Annotated in this window: 14 protein-coding genes and 1 pseudogene; 8 read left to right on the top strand and 7 right to left on the bottom strand. The window is 58.7% G+C overall.

The window, feature by feature from the left end:
* Window positions 1-38 precede the first annotated feature (38 nt).
* Genes FFH90_RS13210 through moaC form a run of 4 tightly spaced genes read right to left on the bottom strand, consistent with a single transcriptional unit; the run spans window position 39 to window position 1,703 of the window.
* Window positions 39-482, bottom strand: coding sequence for a CopD family copper resistance protein (locus tag FFH90_RS13210; protein WP_018927767.1), 444 nt, complete (start codon window positions 480-482; stop codon window positions 39-41).
* 54 nt (window positions 483-536) lie between these two features.
* Window positions 537-983: a molybdopterin synthase catalytic subunit MoaE gene (gene moaE / locus FFH90_RS13205; protein ID WP_018927766.1), complete on the bottom strand. Its 447-nt coding sequence runs from the start codon at window positions 981-983 to the stop codon at window positions 537-539.
* A gap of 4 nt (window positions 984-987) precedes the next feature.
* Window positions 988-1,233 carry a MoaD/ThiS family protein gene (locus FFH90_RS13200; RefSeq protein WP_018927765.1) on the bottom strand — a complete coding sequence of 82 codons (246 nt, stop codon included), beginning with the start codon at window positions 1,231-1,233 and terminating at the stop codon, window positions 988-990.
* On the bottom strand, window positions 1,230-1,703 hold the full coding sequence (gene moaC, locus FFH90_RS13195) for a cyclic pyranopterin monophosphate synthase MoaC (protein WP_138867683.1): 474 nt from the start codon (window positions 1,701-1,703) through the stop codon (window positions 1,230-1,232). Before moaC ends, FFH90_RS13200 begins: the two co-directional genes overlap by 4 nt.
* A gap of 296 nt (window positions 1,704-1,999) precedes the next feature.
* Here moaC and FFH90_RS13190 point away from each other — a divergent pair, with 296 nt between their 5' ends.
* Entirely contained in the window at window positions 2,000-3,565 is a 1,566-nt protein-coding gene (locus FFH90_RS13190; RefSeq protein WP_138867316.1) for a PAS domain-containing methyl-accepting chemotaxis protein, read from the top strand.
* 67 nt (window positions 3,566-3,632) lie between these two features.
* On the opposite strand, the gene FFH90_RS29975 is transcribed toward FFH90_RS13190, so the two are convergent.
* The 3 genes from FFH90_RS29975 to FFH90_RS13175 are packed head-to-tail and all read right to left on the bottom strand — an operon-like array spanning window position 3,633 to window position 7,957.
* Window positions 3,633-3,902, bottom strand: coding sequence for a hypothetical protein (locus FFH90_RS29975; protein WP_168206163.1), 270 nt, complete (start codon window positions 3,900-3,902; stop codon window positions 3,633-3,635).
* Between the two features lie 27 nt (window positions 3,903-3,929).
* Window positions 3,930-6,950 carry an EAL domain-containing protein gene (locus FFH90_RS13180; protein WP_138867315.1) on the bottom strand — a complete coding sequence of 1,007 codons (3,021 nt, stop codon included), beginning with the start codon at window positions 6,948-6,950 and terminating at the stop codon, window positions 3,930-3,932.
* Window positions 6,938-7,957 carry a substrate-binding domain-containing protein gene (locus tag FFH90_RS13175; protein WP_018927759.1) on the bottom strand — a complete coding sequence of 340 codons (1,020 nt, stop codon included), beginning with the start codon at window positions 7,955-7,957 and terminating at the stop codon, window positions 6,938-6,940. The genes FFH90_RS13180 and FFH90_RS13175 overlap by 13 nt, the downstream gene beginning before the upstream one ends.
* A gap of 656 nt (window positions 7,958-8,613) precedes the next feature.
* Here FFH90_RS13175 and FFH90_RS13170 point away from each other — a divergent pair.
* The 7 genes and pseudogenes from FFH90_RS13170 to FFH90_RS13140 all read left to right on the top strand — a co-directional run.
* On the top strand, window positions 8,614-10,815 hold the full coding sequence (locus FFH90_RS13170) for a type VI secretion system Vgr family protein (protein WP_138867314.1): 2,202 nt from the start codon (window positions 8,614-8,616) through the stop codon (window positions 10,813-10,815).
* An 11-nt stretch (window positions 10,816-10,826) separates the two neighbouring features.
* Window positions 10,827-11,273 (top strand): DUF6484 domain-containing protein, encoded by a 447-nt coding sequence (locus FFH90_RS13165; protein ID WP_028940907.1) that lies wholly within the window; start codon window positions 10,827-10,829, stop codon window positions 11,271-11,273.
* A 15-nt stretch (window positions 11,274-11,288) separates the two neighbouring features.
* A complete protein-coding gene (locus FFH90_RS13160) occupies window positions 11,289-12,401 on the top strand; it encodes a DUF2169 domain-containing protein (RefSeq protein WP_138867313.1) in 1,113 nt (370 codons plus the stop codon).
* Window positions 12,401-13,438, top strand: coding sequence for a hypothetical protein (locus FFH90_RS13155; protein WP_138867312.1), 1,038 nt, complete (start codon window positions 12,401-12,403; stop codon window positions 13,436-13,438). The genes FFH90_RS13160 and FFH90_RS13155 overlap by 1 nt, the downstream gene beginning before the upstream one ends.
* On the top strand, window positions 13,438-14,592 hold the full coding sequence (locus FFH90_RS13150; protein WP_138867311.1) for a PAAR-like domain-containing protein: 1,155 nt from the start codon (window positions 13,438-13,440) through the stop codon (window positions 14,590-14,592). Before FFH90_RS13155 ends, FFH90_RS13150 begins: the two co-directional genes overlap by 1 nt.
* Window positions 14,593-14,610: 18 nt before the next feature.
* Window positions 14,611-15,540 (top strand): hypothetical protein, encoded by a 930-nt coding sequence (locus FFH90_RS13145; RefSeq protein ID WP_064617155.1) that lies wholly within the window; start codon window positions 14,611-14,613, stop codon window positions 15,538-15,540.
* A gap of 237 nt (window positions 15,541-15,777) precedes the next feature.
* Window positions 15,778-15,924, top strand: a pseudogene (locus FFH90_RS13140) (IS5/IS1182 family transposase); the annotation flags it as partial.
* Window positions 15,925-15,928 lie beyond the last annotated feature (4 nt).

Below are 15,928 nucleotides of genomic sequence, written 5' to 3'. Positions count from 1 at the left end.
AAAGTGCTTGTCGCGCAACGGACACCAGGCATGCCCAGTCACCACGTCAGGTAAAACATCCACTTGGCCAACAGCACAATGACAACCATGTGGCAGAACAGGCTGCCATGGATGAAATGCAGGTATCGAGCACTCATCCGGCCACTTTTGAACAAAAACATGGCGACCAGGAAATGCAGCAGTACGCTGACGGCCACCACGATTTTCAACATCAGCAACGTGCCAAACGATGAGGCCATTGGTGTGGCAAGGACCGGTAAATAGCGCAGCCAGACCATCCCCAACCCGGCACCGAACAACACCAGCAAGACCCATGGAATCAAGGTGCGTGCACGTCGACCGACACCCTGCTCGACCAGTAACATGACCTTGACCGGCAGTTGTTTGCGGATACTTTCAAGGAACAGGACTTCGAAGAATACCGTGCCGATGAAAATCATCGCGGCAAACAGGTGCAATGTCAGAAACAGCGGATAGAGCATGGGATTCTCGCTCTCAATACAGCTGAACACGTTCCACTCACCGCGAGGGAAACGTCACTCCCATCGTTGCGCCGCCTCGCGATCACTGTGGCGAGCCTCGACCCAATGGGAACTCTCGGCCACCTGTTCTTTCTTCCAGAATGGCGCTCGGGTTTTCAGGTAATCCATTACAAACGCACAGGCATCAAAAGCCGCTTGACGATGACTGCTGCTGACGCCGACAAAGACAATGGGGTCTCCCGGTTGCAGCGCGCCGATTCGATGGATCAGCACCAGTCCGAGCAACGGCCAGCGCTGTCGGGCTTCGTCGGCGATCTTGCCCAGGACCTTTTCGGTCATACCGGGGTAATGCTCAAGAAACATCCCGGCGACTTCTTGTCCGACGTTGGTGTCACGTACATACCCGACAAAACTCACCACGGCACCGACATTCAGGCTCAAAGCCTGCAGGGCATTGATTTCGGTGCCGGGTTCGAAGCGCTCTGTCTGCACTCGAATCATCGAATCACCCTCCCGTTACGGTTGGGAAAAAACCCACTTCATCACCGTCTATCAACGGCTCATCGAGCCCACACATGTCCTGATTGCGGGCACACATGAGGTTCTGTTCGGCCAGCACCTGCCAGACGCCAGACCGATGTATCAGGTGCTGACGCAACTGATCGACAGAAGTGAAATCACCTTCAATCGTTTCATCGTCCAGGCCAAGCGTTTCGCGGTACCGCGAGAAATACAAAACATTCAGCTTCATTGTTGCGGCGCCTGATACCGGCCACTCTTACCACCCTGTTTCTCCAACAGCCGCACCGATTCGATACTCATGCCCCGGTCCACGGCCTTGCACATGTCATACAGGGTCAAGGCCGCCACACTGGCGGCGGTCAGTGCCTCCATCTCGACGCCGGTCTGTCCGGACAGCTTGCACCGAGAAACAATGCGTACGCGTTGGTCACCTTCAAAACTCAACTCAACGTTAACACTGCTCAGAAGCAGCGGATGACAGAGCGGAATCAACTCGCTCGTGCGTTTGGCCGCCTGAATGCCGGCGATCCGCGCTACCGCAAATACATCACCTTTAGGGTGAGCACCACTGGCAATCAGTTGTCGGGTCTCGGCAAGCATATGAACCCATGCCTCAGCCACGGCTTCTCGGGACGTCACGCATTTATCCGTAACATCGACCATTCGCACGCGTCCCAGTGAGTCGAGGTGAGTCAGCATCAATTCAGTCATGAGCAATAAGCCTTGCGCTACCAACAGTCGGTTTCAGCGCAGAATACAGCGCAGGCCGACACAGGCGGTTGACGTCAATCAAGTAATCCAGACAAGGCCATTCCTACAACCTTGCGTAAACCTGGATGTCGAGGACGGACCTGGAAAAAAATCTAAGCGGGACCCGATTTCCAACGAGCAAAATTTATGTAACTCATTGTTGTTAAATATAATTTTAAAAAAATCACTCACATTTTCCTGGCGTCTGCCGATGGCTTTTTTACCGGACCCAGGGAGCTGCAGGAATGAGGAACAACCAACCCGTTACGCAACGTGAGGTCGCGCTTGCACCTCAACAGAAACTCATCTCGACAACAGATGCTCGAGGAGTCATCACTTACTGCAATGACGCCTTCGTAGAAATCAGTGGCTTCGACAGAGCCGACCTGATTGGCGCACCGCAAAATATCGTCCGCCATCCCGATGTGCCTCCTGCTGTATTCGCCCATATGTGGGGCGCTCTTAAGCAAGGCAACCCGTGGATGGGCATTGTCAAAAACCGCTCCAGAAACGGTGACCATTACTGGGTCAATGCCTACGTCACACCGATTTTCGAAGGCAGCCAAGTGGTTGGCTATGAATCAGTCAGGGTCAAACCCACTGCCGAACAAGTTCACCGCGCCGAATCCCTCTACAAGCGCATCAGTCAGGGCAAGGCGGCCATCCCCGCGCGTGACAAGTGGCAACCGGCCCTGCTTGGCTGGTTGCCATTCCTGGTTATGGGCTTGGCGGGGGCTTTGAGTGGTGTCTTACTCAACACCTTCGTGGCCATTGCCATCACCGCAGCAGTCTCTGCACCGCTCGGACTGATCGTCACGCGCTGGCAAAAACAGGGGACATTGCGCTTGCTACAGATGGCTGAACCCTCCACCTCCGATCAACTGATCGCGAAAATGTACAGCGACGAGTGTGGCCCTCAGGCACGCCTTGAAACGGCCTTTGTGAGCCAGGCCGCGCGCCTGAAGACCTGTCTTACACGTCTGCAGGACACCGCGGAGCAACTCAGCGGACTAGCCGGGAGGTCCGATGTATTGGCCGCCGACAGCTCACGGGGTCTTGATCGCCAGCGTGTCGAGACCGAACAAGTGTCCGCAGCGGTCAATCAGATGGCGGCGACCACACAAGAAGTCGCCAGCCATGTCCAACGCACCGCTGACGCCTCCCAAGAAGCTAACTTGCTGACCGGACGCGGACGCGATGTGGCCCGAGATACCCGCGAAGCGATCCAGCGACTGTCCGCAGTGGTTGGCGAAACCGGGCAGACGGTCGCGCAGTTGGCCAAGGACAGCAATGAAATCGGAACCGTGGTCGATGTCATCAAAGGCATTGCCGATCAAACCAACCTACTGGCCTTGAATGCCGCGATCGAAGCTGCGCGCGCTGGTGATATGGGGCGAGGCTTCGCCGTGGTGGCGGACGAGGTGCGTCAGTTGGCGCAGCGCACCTCTGAATCCACGACGCAAATCCATGGCCTGATAACCAAGCTCCAGATGTCTTCCGATAACGCCGTGCAAACAATGGAAAGTGGTCGCCGTCAGGCCGAAGAAGGTGTGACGTGGGTGCTTGAAGCAGACAAAGCGTTGGTAGGTATCAGTGAAGCGGTCGCCAATATCACTGATATGACAACCCAAATTGCAGCAGCCACTGAAGAGCAAACCGCCGTTGCAGAGGAAATCAGCCGTAATATCACCACCATCGCGCACCTGGCAGATCAGACATCAGAGCAGGCCCATCATTCGGCAGAGTTAAGCAAGGAATTGACCCGGACGGCTAATACTCAGTATTCATTGGTCGAGCGCTTTAATCGATGACTAGAGGTGTTTGAGCTGACCGAAGAAGCTCGCAGTTGACCGGCGAAAATACGCGAGAGCACCGACCTCAAGTGGTTTGCGCCACAATCGGCATGGGGACGGCCTTCATAGGTCGTTCCCCTGCCACACTACCCGGCTCATCGAGATTGGCACCATGGTTCATGCCAGATGCAAGTTTTCTCTCTTGCTGAATGCCGAGCGTGCCATGCCACAGTCCATCAAAAATGCTGAAGCGAAATTCCGTCGTCCGGTGCTGGCCACTCTGGTGGTTTCTCTGGTCACCAGTTGGGTGAGCAGCAGAAAAATCGCCGATGCCTTTTTTGCCGCAGGTCGACACAGCAGCGTTTTACCGTACGCCAAGTCATTAATGCCCGGGCATTGGACTGCGTGGACGTTTTACATCGCGTTTTCGCCTTACCGCGTCAGGGCTGGTAATACAGCTCGATTGAGGCAATCGGGGCGTACGCAGTAATAGACTGATTTCCTCTGCGCTGACCGCTCTGCTGAAAAAGTGGCCCTGAATTTCATCGCAGCCGTTTTCACGCAGGAAGGTTTGCTGCTCTTCGGTTTCGACACCTTCGGCTATGACCTTGAGGTTCAGTTGGTGCCCCAACGAAATCACTGCGGTAGCGATGGCTTTGTCGTTCTCGTTGTCGGGCAGATCGTGCACGAAAGACTGGTCGATCTTGAGTCTTGCGATGGGGAAGCTTTTCAATGCCGCGAGGCTGGAGTAGCCGGTGCCGAAGTCGTCGATCGACAGACTGATCCCCATTGATTGCAATTCCTTCATTTTGCTGATGGCTTGCTGAAGGTCTTGCATGATCAGACTTTCGGTCAGCTCCAGCTCAAGGTACATCGGGTCCAGACCGGTCTCTTGCAAGGCATGCCTCACCCGGTCGATCAGGTCCCTTTCGATGAACTGGCGTGCTGAAATATTCACCGACATGGTGATCGGCGGCCAGCCCGCATCCTGCCAGTCCTTGTTCTGTCTACACGCGGTATGAATCACCCAATCGCCTATGGGCACGATCAACCCGGTCTCTTCGGCCTGCGGAATGAATTTGACTGGAGACACCATGCCGAGTTCGGGATGCTGCCAGCGGATCAGTGCTTCTACGCCGATAATCTGACCTGACTGCAAATCCACCTGTGGCTGGTACAGCAGCAGGAACTCGTCATGGTTGAGTGCGTTTCGTAGCCCGTCTTGCATGGCGAGCTTGCCCTGATCCTTGTTATTCATCTCGCTCGTATAGAACTGGTAACTGTTGCGACCCAGTTCCTTGGCCCGGTACATGGCGGCGTCCGCATTGCTGAGCAACGTGTCGGTATCGCTGCCGTCGGCTGGGTAGGTGGCCAACCCCATGCTGCAGGTGACGTGGAGTGTATGCCCGCTGAGCTGAATCGGCTGCAGGATGGCTTCCTGGATCTTGTGCAGGGCTGGAGTAACGCCGTCGAGGTCTGAGGGCTGGTCGAACAGGATGATCACAAACTCGTCGCCACCCAGTCGCACGACGGTGTCGGTGCGGCGCACACACTCCTGCATGCGCTGGGCGACGGTTTTCAGCAGTACGTCTCCAGCGCTGTGCCCAAGGCTGTCATTCACCAGTTTGAATTTGTCCAGATCGAGAAACACCACCGTCACCAGCCGGCTGTAGCGCTGGGCATAAAGTATTGCCTGCTTGAGACGGTCTTCGAGCAGTGTGCGATTCGGCAGCCCGGTCAGTGCGTCATGGTCGCCCATATAGCGAATGCGCTTTTCGGTCAGTTGGCGTTCTATCGCAATACCGGCAAGAGGTGTCGCCATGTCGATCAGTCGCGTCTCGGTCGAGCTAGGGCTGCGGACGGTGTTGGAATACAAGGCAAACGTACCCAATACCTTTCGCTCATGGGACAGAATCGGCGTCGACCAGCAGGCGCGAAATCCATAGGGCGCAGCGGCTGATCGGTACTCCTCCCACAGCGGGTCCAGCTCGATATCCGTGACGATGACCGGTTCTCGTCGATACACCGCGGTGCCGCAAGAGCCGACGTTTGGACCGATCGCAATCCCGTCAATGAGCTGGTTATAGGCTTTCGGCAAACTGGGGGCAGCCCCGTGCAGCAGGTGTTTGCCATCCTCATCCAGCACCAGGATGGACACCATCATCCCCTCCAGTTGGGACTCGACCAGGTGAGCCAGACTCTCGAGGACTTCTGCAAGCTCGGTGCTCCTGGCGATCAGCTCCAGGACATGACCTTGTCCGGCACGGATGATGGCTTCTTGCTCTAATCGGTTGTTTTGCAGGGCGAGCCGCTCTGTGGCGATACTCAATTGGACCGTCTTTTTTTCCAGCTGAAGACGGTCTTTGAGGAATTGATTCACCGCGCGAGCCATGTTGCCGATCTCGTCTTTCCCATGTTCCACCATCATCAAATGCGTTTTGTCAGTGCGTTCCTGACGCAATTGCCGGCTTATTTCATTCAGGCGCACAAGCACATGACGGCCCATGAAGACCCGGGTCACGAACCAGGCGAACACCAGGCTGGCGCCCAACATGATCAGCACCCATTGCTGGCTACGATTTGAGGCCTCGACCAGGCGCTGCACGGCTTCGCGATAGTCTTCGGTGTAAGCACTGGATTGCGCACGGGCCACCGCGACCAGAACCCCGGCCTCATTCTTCAACTCCTCATTGAAGCGCTGGATGACGCTGTGCTGATTGATGAGTCTCAGGCGCAGGGAGAAGAGATCGGGCGTTTCCCCATCAGCGTCGGGTAACTTGCCAGCGGCGCGTGACAGGCGCTCATATCGGATCCGCAGCCGTTGCACGGCATCACTGTCATTAGCCTGCGGCAGATCGAAAAGTAACACCGCCAGTTCCAGGCTGGACCGGGACTTGGTCGCGGTTAACCGGGCAGCGTGATCCTCCAGGGCTTGCTCGAAGGTGACCTCGGTCTGCAACAGGCTTTCTCGCAGTTGCGCAACGATGTTGGCGGTATTGCGGAACATCTGACTCGACTGATGCATGTCGAGTATCGCCTCGCCACTGTTCGCGGCAGTCAGCTCCTGCACCAGTTGATCAAGGGCTTCAAGCTGTTCGACGGTCGCCGCATAGCTTGAACGCAGGGCGTCGGGGGAACGGGTTGTCAGAAGCTGATCGGTCTGGCGTTCGATCAGCAAGGTCCGCTGCACCATGTCTTGCCCATTTTGCATGCGCACCAGTCGTTCATCCGTCAGCTGGCGGGTGGCGCTGTTTGACGTGCGCAACGCGTAGACCGCTGTGGCACCACCCGCCAGGATCAGCAGCGCCAGCGTCAGGAACGCCAGTGTGAACTGTGCGCGCAACGACTGCGGCAATAGCCGGCGTCCGAGCCGGGAAATAACGTCCAATGTCAGGGATTCCATTGGTGGCGATAAATGTCTCGATAACCATTGTCAGGGTCGTACTGGAATTTCTTCCCGCCGTCGAAAGCAATATTGTCGGCATTGACCAAGTGAATCGGTGCTACGAAGCCGCTCACCGGCTGCCCTGCAAACAACCGGTTCAATTCATCCATCACTTGCCAGCCATGCAGGTTGAGCGGCTCGGCCACGGTGACGGTCTGGTAGGTTTTTGCCTGTATGCGCAAGAAAGCCGAGGCGCTGCCATCACCGGCAGATAACAGACTGATGCCGTCACTGGGCATTGCGGCGTTGGTCAATGAGGCAATCGAGTAGTCGAAATAGATATCGTTGATGGCCAGCGTGTGGGTCCAGCGCTTGCCATAGCGCTGAAGCAGCTCCTTGGTGAGCGCCGGCATCTTCTCGCCACTTTCGGAGATCGCCACATCGCGCACTTCCAGCAACGTACATTCTCGACAGGCCCGAATGACGTTTTCCATGGCCTTGGCTTTCGCCATGGCGATGCTGTACTTGGAGTCGGTCAGGATGACCACGCCGGCGTGTCCGTTTGACTGTGCCACTGCCGCCATGGCCGTGAGGCGAGCCACTTCGAGCGGGTCGGTCGTGACGTTCATGGCCACCGGCGTGCCGTCAATCGGCCCGGGGCGTGCCCCGGCGTGCCAGCCAACCACCGGCACATCCCTGTTGGCGAAGAGGATCAGCGCCGCATTGTTCTCAAGGGCATCGGAACCGCACAGAATGAGGCCGTCGGGTTTCTCTGCCAGCGCATCGGAGAAGGCCTTTGCGCGCCCGGCCGATGATCCAGCGCCATCGAATATCTTCAGCGTCCAGCCCATCGCCTTGGCTGCCTCGCGAGCGCCCTGCGCGACACCGACGATGCCTCCGTTACGCAAATCCTCTGCGACAAGGGCGATGCTCTTGCCCCGCTGGGCTTTCGGGCCGGACTCAGGGCCGCTCCAGCGAACGGCTTCAAGGGTGGCCCTGGAAACGATTTCCTGCGCTTGAATCACCGTTACCGTGGCGTTTTCGATACCTGCCGCGGTTGGCAGGTTCTGGCCGTATCCGGGTGTTGCCGTGAAAAGACAGAAAACCGTAATTGAAGCCATCCGGAGTAGCCAGGGCCTGAGTAACCAGGGCCCGATCAGACAGGTTCGATCACCGTATGTAATGCCGGGTGTGGAGCCGATGGCGCGATCATAGTCTGGCATGGCGTCCCTTTTTGCCAAGAGTGCAGCGTTCACTATCCGAAAGGATAGTCGGTTCTGCTGTCATCAGGTCTTCGGTGGTTAAAAGTGCGCGAACTTTAGTTTTACAGTACTCATCCTTTACGCAACTTTGAAAGATGCTCTTCATAAGCACGATTGAATTCGCGCTGAATAAATTGCGCGGGTACTCACTTTTTAGAATAAAGCCTATAACCAAAGATACTAAATAATGACCTCCGATCACCGATCTTGAAACGCCTCGGTGTTCACCCCACTGGTCGGAGAGTTTCTTGACAAGAATTGAACAGCGCTAACACTTCCTTGAATTGTAAGGATTAGAGATAACGCCAAAGAGGCGTTGGGCAAAAGGTTAATCCGCTGGAAACGGATTCAGTCGTACGTTGCGTTATGTATTCGAGACGGCCGACTGACGCCCAAACACGAGGCAGAGGAAGCCGTGCATGGCAATCACGCAAAACAACCGTTTGGTGCAGGTCAACTGCCCCCTCGGCGGCGATGTCCTGCTGCTGCGGAGCATGGAAGGCAACGAAGAATTGGGGCGGTTGTTCCACTACGAATTGAACCTCACCTCCGAAGACCGGGCGATCACGTTCGACCATTTGCTGGGCAAGCCGATGGGCCTGACCCTGGAACTGCACGACGGCGGCAAACGCTACTTCCACGGCATTGCCTGCAGCTGTCGACAACTGACCGGCCATGGCCAGTTCGCCGGCTACCACGTCAGCCTGCGGCCCTGGTTCTGGCTGCTCACGCGCACCTCGGATTGCCGGATTTTCCAGAACAATACGGTGCCGGACATCATCAAGCAGGTGTTCCGCGACCTCGGTTTTTCCGATTTCGAAGACAGCCTGAGCGGCAGCTACCGCCAGTGGGAATATTGCGTGCAGTACCGCGAAACCAGCTTCGATTTCGTCAGCCGCTTGATGGAACAGGAAGGGATCTATTACTACTTCCGCCATGAGCAAGCGCGTCATGTACTGGTGTTGGCCGACGCCTATGGCGCCCACTCCACGGTGGCAGATTACGACTCAGTGCCGTTCTACCCACCCGATCGGCAAATGCGCGAGCGCGATCATTTCTACGATTGGCAACTGACGCGGGAAGTCCAACCCGGTTCGCTGGAGCTCAACGATTACGACTTCCAGCGCCCCCGCGCCAACCTTGAGGTGCGCTCCAGTGTGTCGCGCAGCCACAGCAACGGCGACTACCCGCTCTACGACTACCCCGGTGAATACGCACAGAGCAATGACGGCGAGCACTATGCGCGTACCCGCATCGAAGCCATCCACAGCCAGTTCGAGCGCGTACAACTGCGCGGCCGTGCCCGCGGACTGGGCTCCGGCCACCTGTTCTCGCTGACCGGCTATGAGCGCGAAGACCAGAACCGCGAATACCTGGTGGTCAGCGCGCGCTACCACATCCACCAGGAGCCCTATGAAAGTGGCACCCAGGATCTCTCCGAGCAGTTCGTGGGCGAACTCGCTTGCATGGATGCCAGCCAGGTTTTCCACCCCCTCCCCCTGACCCCCATGCCGATTGTCCGAGGGCCACAGACCGCGGTGGTGGTCGGCCCCAATGGCGAGGAGATTTGGACCGACCAGTATGGCCGGGTCAAAGTGCACTTCTACTGGGATCGCCACGACCAATCCAACGAGAACAGCTCCTGCTGGATGCGCGTCTCCCAGGCCTGGGCCGGCAAGAACTGGGGGGCGATGCAGATCCCGCGAATCGGTCAGGAAGTGATTGTCAGTTTTCTCGAAGGCGACCCGGATCGGCCGATCATCACCGGCCGCGTCTACAACGCCGAACAGACCGTGCCCTACACGCTGCCGGCCAATGCCACCCAGAGCGGCGTGAAGAGCCGTTCAAGCAAGGGCGGCTCACCGGCCAACTTCAATGAAATCCGCATGGAAGACAAGAAAGGCGCGGAGCAACTGTTTATCCACGCCGAGAAGAACCAGGACATCGAGGTCGAGAACGACGAGACCCACTGGGTCGGCCACGACCGCAGCAAGTGCATCGACAACGACGAAACCGTGCACGTCAAACACGACCGCACCGAAACCGTCGATAACAACGAGACCATCACCATTGGCGTCAACCGTACGGAACGCGTCGGCAGCAACGAGACCATCAACATTGGCAGCAACCGCACGATCAGCGTCGGCGCCAACGAAACCGCGACCGTGACCCTGCAGCGCACCCATGCGGTAGGTATCAACGAGACGATCGCCATCGGCGCAGCGCAGGAAGTTGTCATCGGTGCCTTTCAAACGGTGAATGTCGGGGCCTACCAAAACGTCAATGTGGGCCTCTACCAGTCGACCAATGTGGGCGCCAACCGCTCGGTGGACGTGGGTGCCAATCTTTCAACCACGGTAAAGGCAAACGAATCGCGCAAGGTCGGTGCAGGACGCACGACCGATATCGACAACAACGATGCGCTGACGGTGGGCAAGGACCTTGTCATCGATGCCGGTGACTCGGTGACCATCACCACCGGCAAAGCCAGCATCGTCATGAAGAAGGACGGCACCATCAGCATCCGCGGCAAGGACATCACCATAGACGGCTCTGGCGCGATCAACATCAAGGCCAACAAGAACGTGGTGATCAAAGGACGCAAGATCCTGCAAAACTAGGAGTCACGCGTATGACGGTTCAATACCCACTACCCACCCAGGCCCGCATCGATGGCGTGGTCATCGGCGTCCTGCTCGACCTGCCGCAAGCCAGTGCGCCCCTGGTGACCTACCCCGGTTGCCCCGAGGAACAGAGCATCGCCGCCCGCAGCACCACCCTGCTCGCCCCTGCAGACATCGGCACCCAGGTGGCGCTGATGTTCGAAGATGGCGACCCTTTCCGCCCGCTAGTGATCGGCCGCCTGCTTGGCCAGACCGCGGCGCCCGCACCGGTTGCCTGCGTGCAACTGGACGACCAGCGCCTGGAATTGAGTGCCGAACGCGAGATCGTGCTGCGTTGCGGCAAGGCCAGTATCACCCTGACCCGAGCGGGCAAAGTGATTATCCAGGGCGCCTACCTGTCCAGCCGCTCCAGCGGGGTCAACCGCATCAAGGGTGGTTCGGTGCAGATCAACTAGACAGGTATTCGGCCCATGGAACTGCTCAACGCCAGCAAACTGCTTGCTGCCTATACCCAGGGCATGGAGCCCGATGGCCGCGAATCCCTGGTGGTGGTGGCCAAAGGCACTTTCAATCTGCCGCTGGACGGCCGCGCGGCGACCCTCGCCGACAGCCAGCAACCGCTGCTGATGGCCGATACCTTCCTCGGCGAGCCTGGTCTCAGCGCCCCGCTGCAGGAAATGGACTTCGCCCCGATCAAGCCATTCTGCGATGTGCTGGTGCGAGGCAAGGCCTATGCCCCAGGCGGGCGGCCCGTGAGGCAACTGGCTGCGGGCATTCGCGTCGGTCAGATGAGCAAAGCCTTTTCCGTCCTCGGCCCCCGGCAGTGGCAACCGGGGCTATTGGGCGTTTCTCCCGGCTTGCCGCAGCCCTTCACCGAGCAGCACATCTCTTATGCCCAGGCCTTTGGCGGCAGTCATCCGATGGCCAAAGACTCCGAAATGCGTCACTGCTACCTGGACAATCCGACCGGTTGTGGCTGGTTCCCACGCCATATGGGTAGTGCTGATATCGGTGGCATGCCGATGCCGAACACCGAGGAATTGGGCAAGGCGATCGACAGTCCCTCTGGCGACTACCGCCCGATGGCCCTCGGCCCCATCGGCCGCAGCTGGCCGCAACGCGCCCGCTTCGCCGGTACTTACGACGATGCCTGGTTGGCCGACTGCTTTCCGTTTCTGCCGAGTGATTTCGACCGCCGCTACTTTCAGGCGGCCCCTGACGATCAGCAGATCCACTATCTGCGAGGCGGCGAGGACGTGCTGCTGCTCAACCTCACGCCCCAGGAGCGCGCGGGCTTTCGCATCCCCGAAATCGACGTGCCGGTGACCTTCTTCCTGAAAAAAGGCGGTCATGAGACTGTGCAGGCGGTGATCGACACCCTGCTGATCGACACCGACGCGCTCCAGGTGCAGCTGACCTGGCGTGTCGCCCGTCCGCTACGGCGCAACATGTTCGAGATCGCTCAGGTGCTGGTCGGCACGATGTCCACGGGCTGGTGGCGCGCCCGTGAACTGGGCAAGGATTACTACCCGTCGCTCTCCTCCCTGGTAAAAGACAAGCACACACCCGAGGAGACGGACTGATGACCGTGCTTTGCATCATCGGCTCCGGCATGGTCAGTGCTGTCGGCCTCAGCGCACCCGCGAGCTGCGCGGCGATCCGCTGCGCCATCGACAATTTCCAGGAAACCCGCTTTATCGACCAAGGCGGCGAATGGCTGATTGCCGCCAGCGTGCCTTTGGAACAGCCCTGGCGCGGCCGCACCAAGCTGATCAAGATGGCCGCCCGCGCCATCGCCGAGGCGCTGCAAAGCACCCCCAACGTCGACCCGGAAAAGACCCCGCTGCTGCTGGGGGTGGCGGAAGTCGAGCGCCCCGGCCGCCTCGATGGTCTCGATAAGGGGCTGCTGCACGCCATCGAAGCCGAACTGGGCCTGCGCTTTCATCCCGGTTCCAACGTCATTGCCCGTGGTCGGGTCAGCGCTGCCGTGGCCCTGCTGAATGCACGCACGCTGATCTACCAGGGCGGCCATCGCCATGTGCTGATTGCCGGCGTCGACTCCTTCCTCAACGGACCGACCTTGGCCGCTTTCGAAGCACGCGAACGCCTGCTCACCAGCCAGAACTCCAACGGATTTATCCCCGGCGAAGGCGCCGCCGCCGTGGTGCTGGCCGCCCCCGTTGCCAGCAAAGAGCCGCAATTGGCCTGCATCGGCCTGGGGTTCGGTATGGAGAAGGCCACGGTGGAGGCCGAAGACATTCCCCTTCGCGCCGACGGCCTGACTCAAGCCGTACGCGCCGCCCTGAGCGAAGTCGGCTGTGGTTTGGAGCAAATGGATTATCGGCTCACCGACATCTCCGGCGAGCAGTACTACTTCAAGGAAGCGTCCCTGGCCCTGAGCCGCACCCTGCGCGTGCGCAAGGAGTTCTTCCACCTCTGGCACCCCGCCGACTGCATCGGCGAAGTCGGCGCCGCCATCGGCCCGGCGATGCTCGCCGTGGCACTGGCCGCCAGCCGCAAGGGCTATGGCGAAGGCCCGAATATCTTCTGCCACTTGGGCAACGACGCCGGCGAACGCGCCGCCGCGATGCTCAGTTACCAGACTGTGAGGGCTGCGTGATGGCGAATGAGGTCTACGCCAACAATATGGAAGTTTCTTGCAAGGCGGCGGCTGGCAAGTCGATCGCCTGCTTTCCGGATGTCTGCTTCACCCCGCCCCAGGCTCCGCCCACCCCGCCCGGGGTGCCGATCCCCTACCCCAATACCGGCATGGCCAAGGACACGACCAAGGGAAGTCGGACGGTGAAGATCAGTGGTAAGGAAGTGATGCTCAAGAACAAGAGTTACTTCAAGACCAGCTATGGAGATGAAGCAGGCTGTGCGCCGAAGAAGGGTGTGATCACCGGTAAGATCAAAGGCAAGGTGTACTTCACCTCCTGGTCGATGGATGTGAAGTTCGAGGGGGAGAATGTGGTTCGGCATATGGATATGACGACCCATAACCACGCTTCCGATCCGGGTAATACTGTACCTTGGACATACTTGGACCGCATGGCGCTCGGCATGAAGACGGGCCAGTGCAACAACGAGATCGACGCTGCAAAGAAGGCCTGCGGGGACGATCTGAACCGGAAGGCGACCTGCCCGCCTGAGGGCCAGCAGGTGGCCGATGAGCGCAAGAAATTTGACAGGGAGCGCAGGGGTGGGGCGAACAAACAGACGCTGGATAATATCCGTAAAGACATTAGGCAATTAGAAAGGCGGCTGGGCGGCGCCTCGCAGAGACCCTGCCAGCGGGCAATGCGTTGCTTTCTCACCCCCTACGACAGCGGCCATTGCTGTCCCGGCCAGACGCCCGACCACCTCATCGAAGTGAAATGCATCGTCGAGGCCGGAGCGGACCGTCAGAGTGGTGGAAAAAGACCGGGCTGGGACAATTACGACTCCAACAAGGCACCCTGTCTGTGCGCCGAAGGCGAAGCGGCCACGGTTAGCACTCACGGGGTGCTCTCGGCAAGACGCAAGGTGGCGATGAAGGCCCGTGGATCTAGCGAGATGAGCCTAGATGAAGCCGCAACCATAGGTGCGAAATCAGCCTCCACCACTTTCAAGGGCTGCTCGGAAGCATGCCTCAAGGCACAACTCATGGACTACCATCAGGAGGCGCGGACCGACCCGAACGCGACCTTACGCCCTTCCTCTTACGGGATGGGGAAAACAGGCAGGGCGAAGAAAGGCGTGCTGGCGCGGTCCACCGCGTTAATGAACGGTTAGATAGGGAGATCGCCCCCCATGCCATTACAGATTCCAAGACAGATTCCTGGCATGACGCTTGTCGATGCACGGCTCGTCGCGCCCGGCAGTGGCGCCTTGATCGTCTCCGTCGATGAGCTGTTTCAACAGGACGAACCCAATGCAGTGCTCAGCTGGCTGGAGGCCGGCAAGCTAACCTCCATTCCTGTCGAGTGGAACGCCTGTTCGGTCGATATCCGCCAGATCCGTCCCTATCCACAAGCCATCTATCTGGGAGAGGCTGGGCAGCTCGTTCGGTTCGACGGCCAGAGCTTCCATGAGCTTCCGTCCATCGAGGGGGTGGAGCCGCAGGGCCCGCTACGCTCAATCAGGACCATAGGCGCGGATTTTACACTGGTGGTGGGTACGGTCCTACAGGTGTACTGCAGCCGCGACTGGACCCTCTGGGAAGCGGAAACGATTCCCTTACTACCAGGCGAACAAGCCTTGGATCTGGCCGTGGAAGCGGTGGCGGCCTTTTCCAGCGATGAGCTGTATGCCGTCGGCTGGCAAGGATTGCTCTGCCGACGAACAGCAGCCGGCTGGGAACGCCTGGACGCCCCGACCAACCTGGACCTTTTCGATCTAGTCTGCGCCGAGGATGGCTCGGTATATGCTGTGGGCGACGAGGGCGTCATTCTCAAGGGACGCGGTGATGTCTGGACCCTGATCGAGCAGGACGAAACGTGCGAGAAGCTGTGGGGTGTCGCCTCTTTCGCCGGGCGCGTGTTCGTATCCGATATGCGTCGGCTCTATGAAATCGTCGGCAATGAACTGATTCCCCTCGCGCCACCCGATGATGAGGTATTCCCCTCCTCCACTTACCGCCTGAGAACCACTGAAGAGGGGCTCTGGTCGGTCGGAGGCAAGGAATTGTTCGAGTTCGACGGCCAGCGCTGGAAACCACTGCTGAGCTTCTTCGACCAGTGAAGGAGACTTAGGGGGGAGGGACTCCCACGGTAGGCGCTCGGCAATTTTCCGCTCCTCTTCCTAAACACCTAGTGGAAATTGGAAAGGTCGTTGAAACCTAGCAACAAGGTGGTTTCAGGCAGTGGCAGTTGCCGAGGTGCACGAGAGAGTCGCTTCGCTTTGCTTTTCCGCCTGTGTTAGACCTGAAGAGATCACGTTTCTGGTGAAATACGCCGACTCCGCTATCCCAGTTTAGCCATGAAGCAGATGACCTTCGTCGGTGCTGAGTGCGCCGCCAAGCGCAAGCAGACCCGCAAGGAGTTGTTCCTGATCGAGCCGCACTACTCGACAGGTGAAGGCGGTCATCCGGGTTATCCGCTGATGGCAATGTTGCACATGCATCTTGGGC

The sequence above is a fragment of the Pseudomonas sp. ATCC 43928 genome (assembly GCF_005938665.2).
GTDB lineage: Bacteria > Pseudomonadota > Gammaproteobacteria > Pseudomonadales > Pseudomonadaceae > Aquipseudomonas.
The sequence above is the reverse complement of the archived record's forward strand: the minus strand, read 5'-3'. Positions and strand labels throughout refer to the sequence as shown.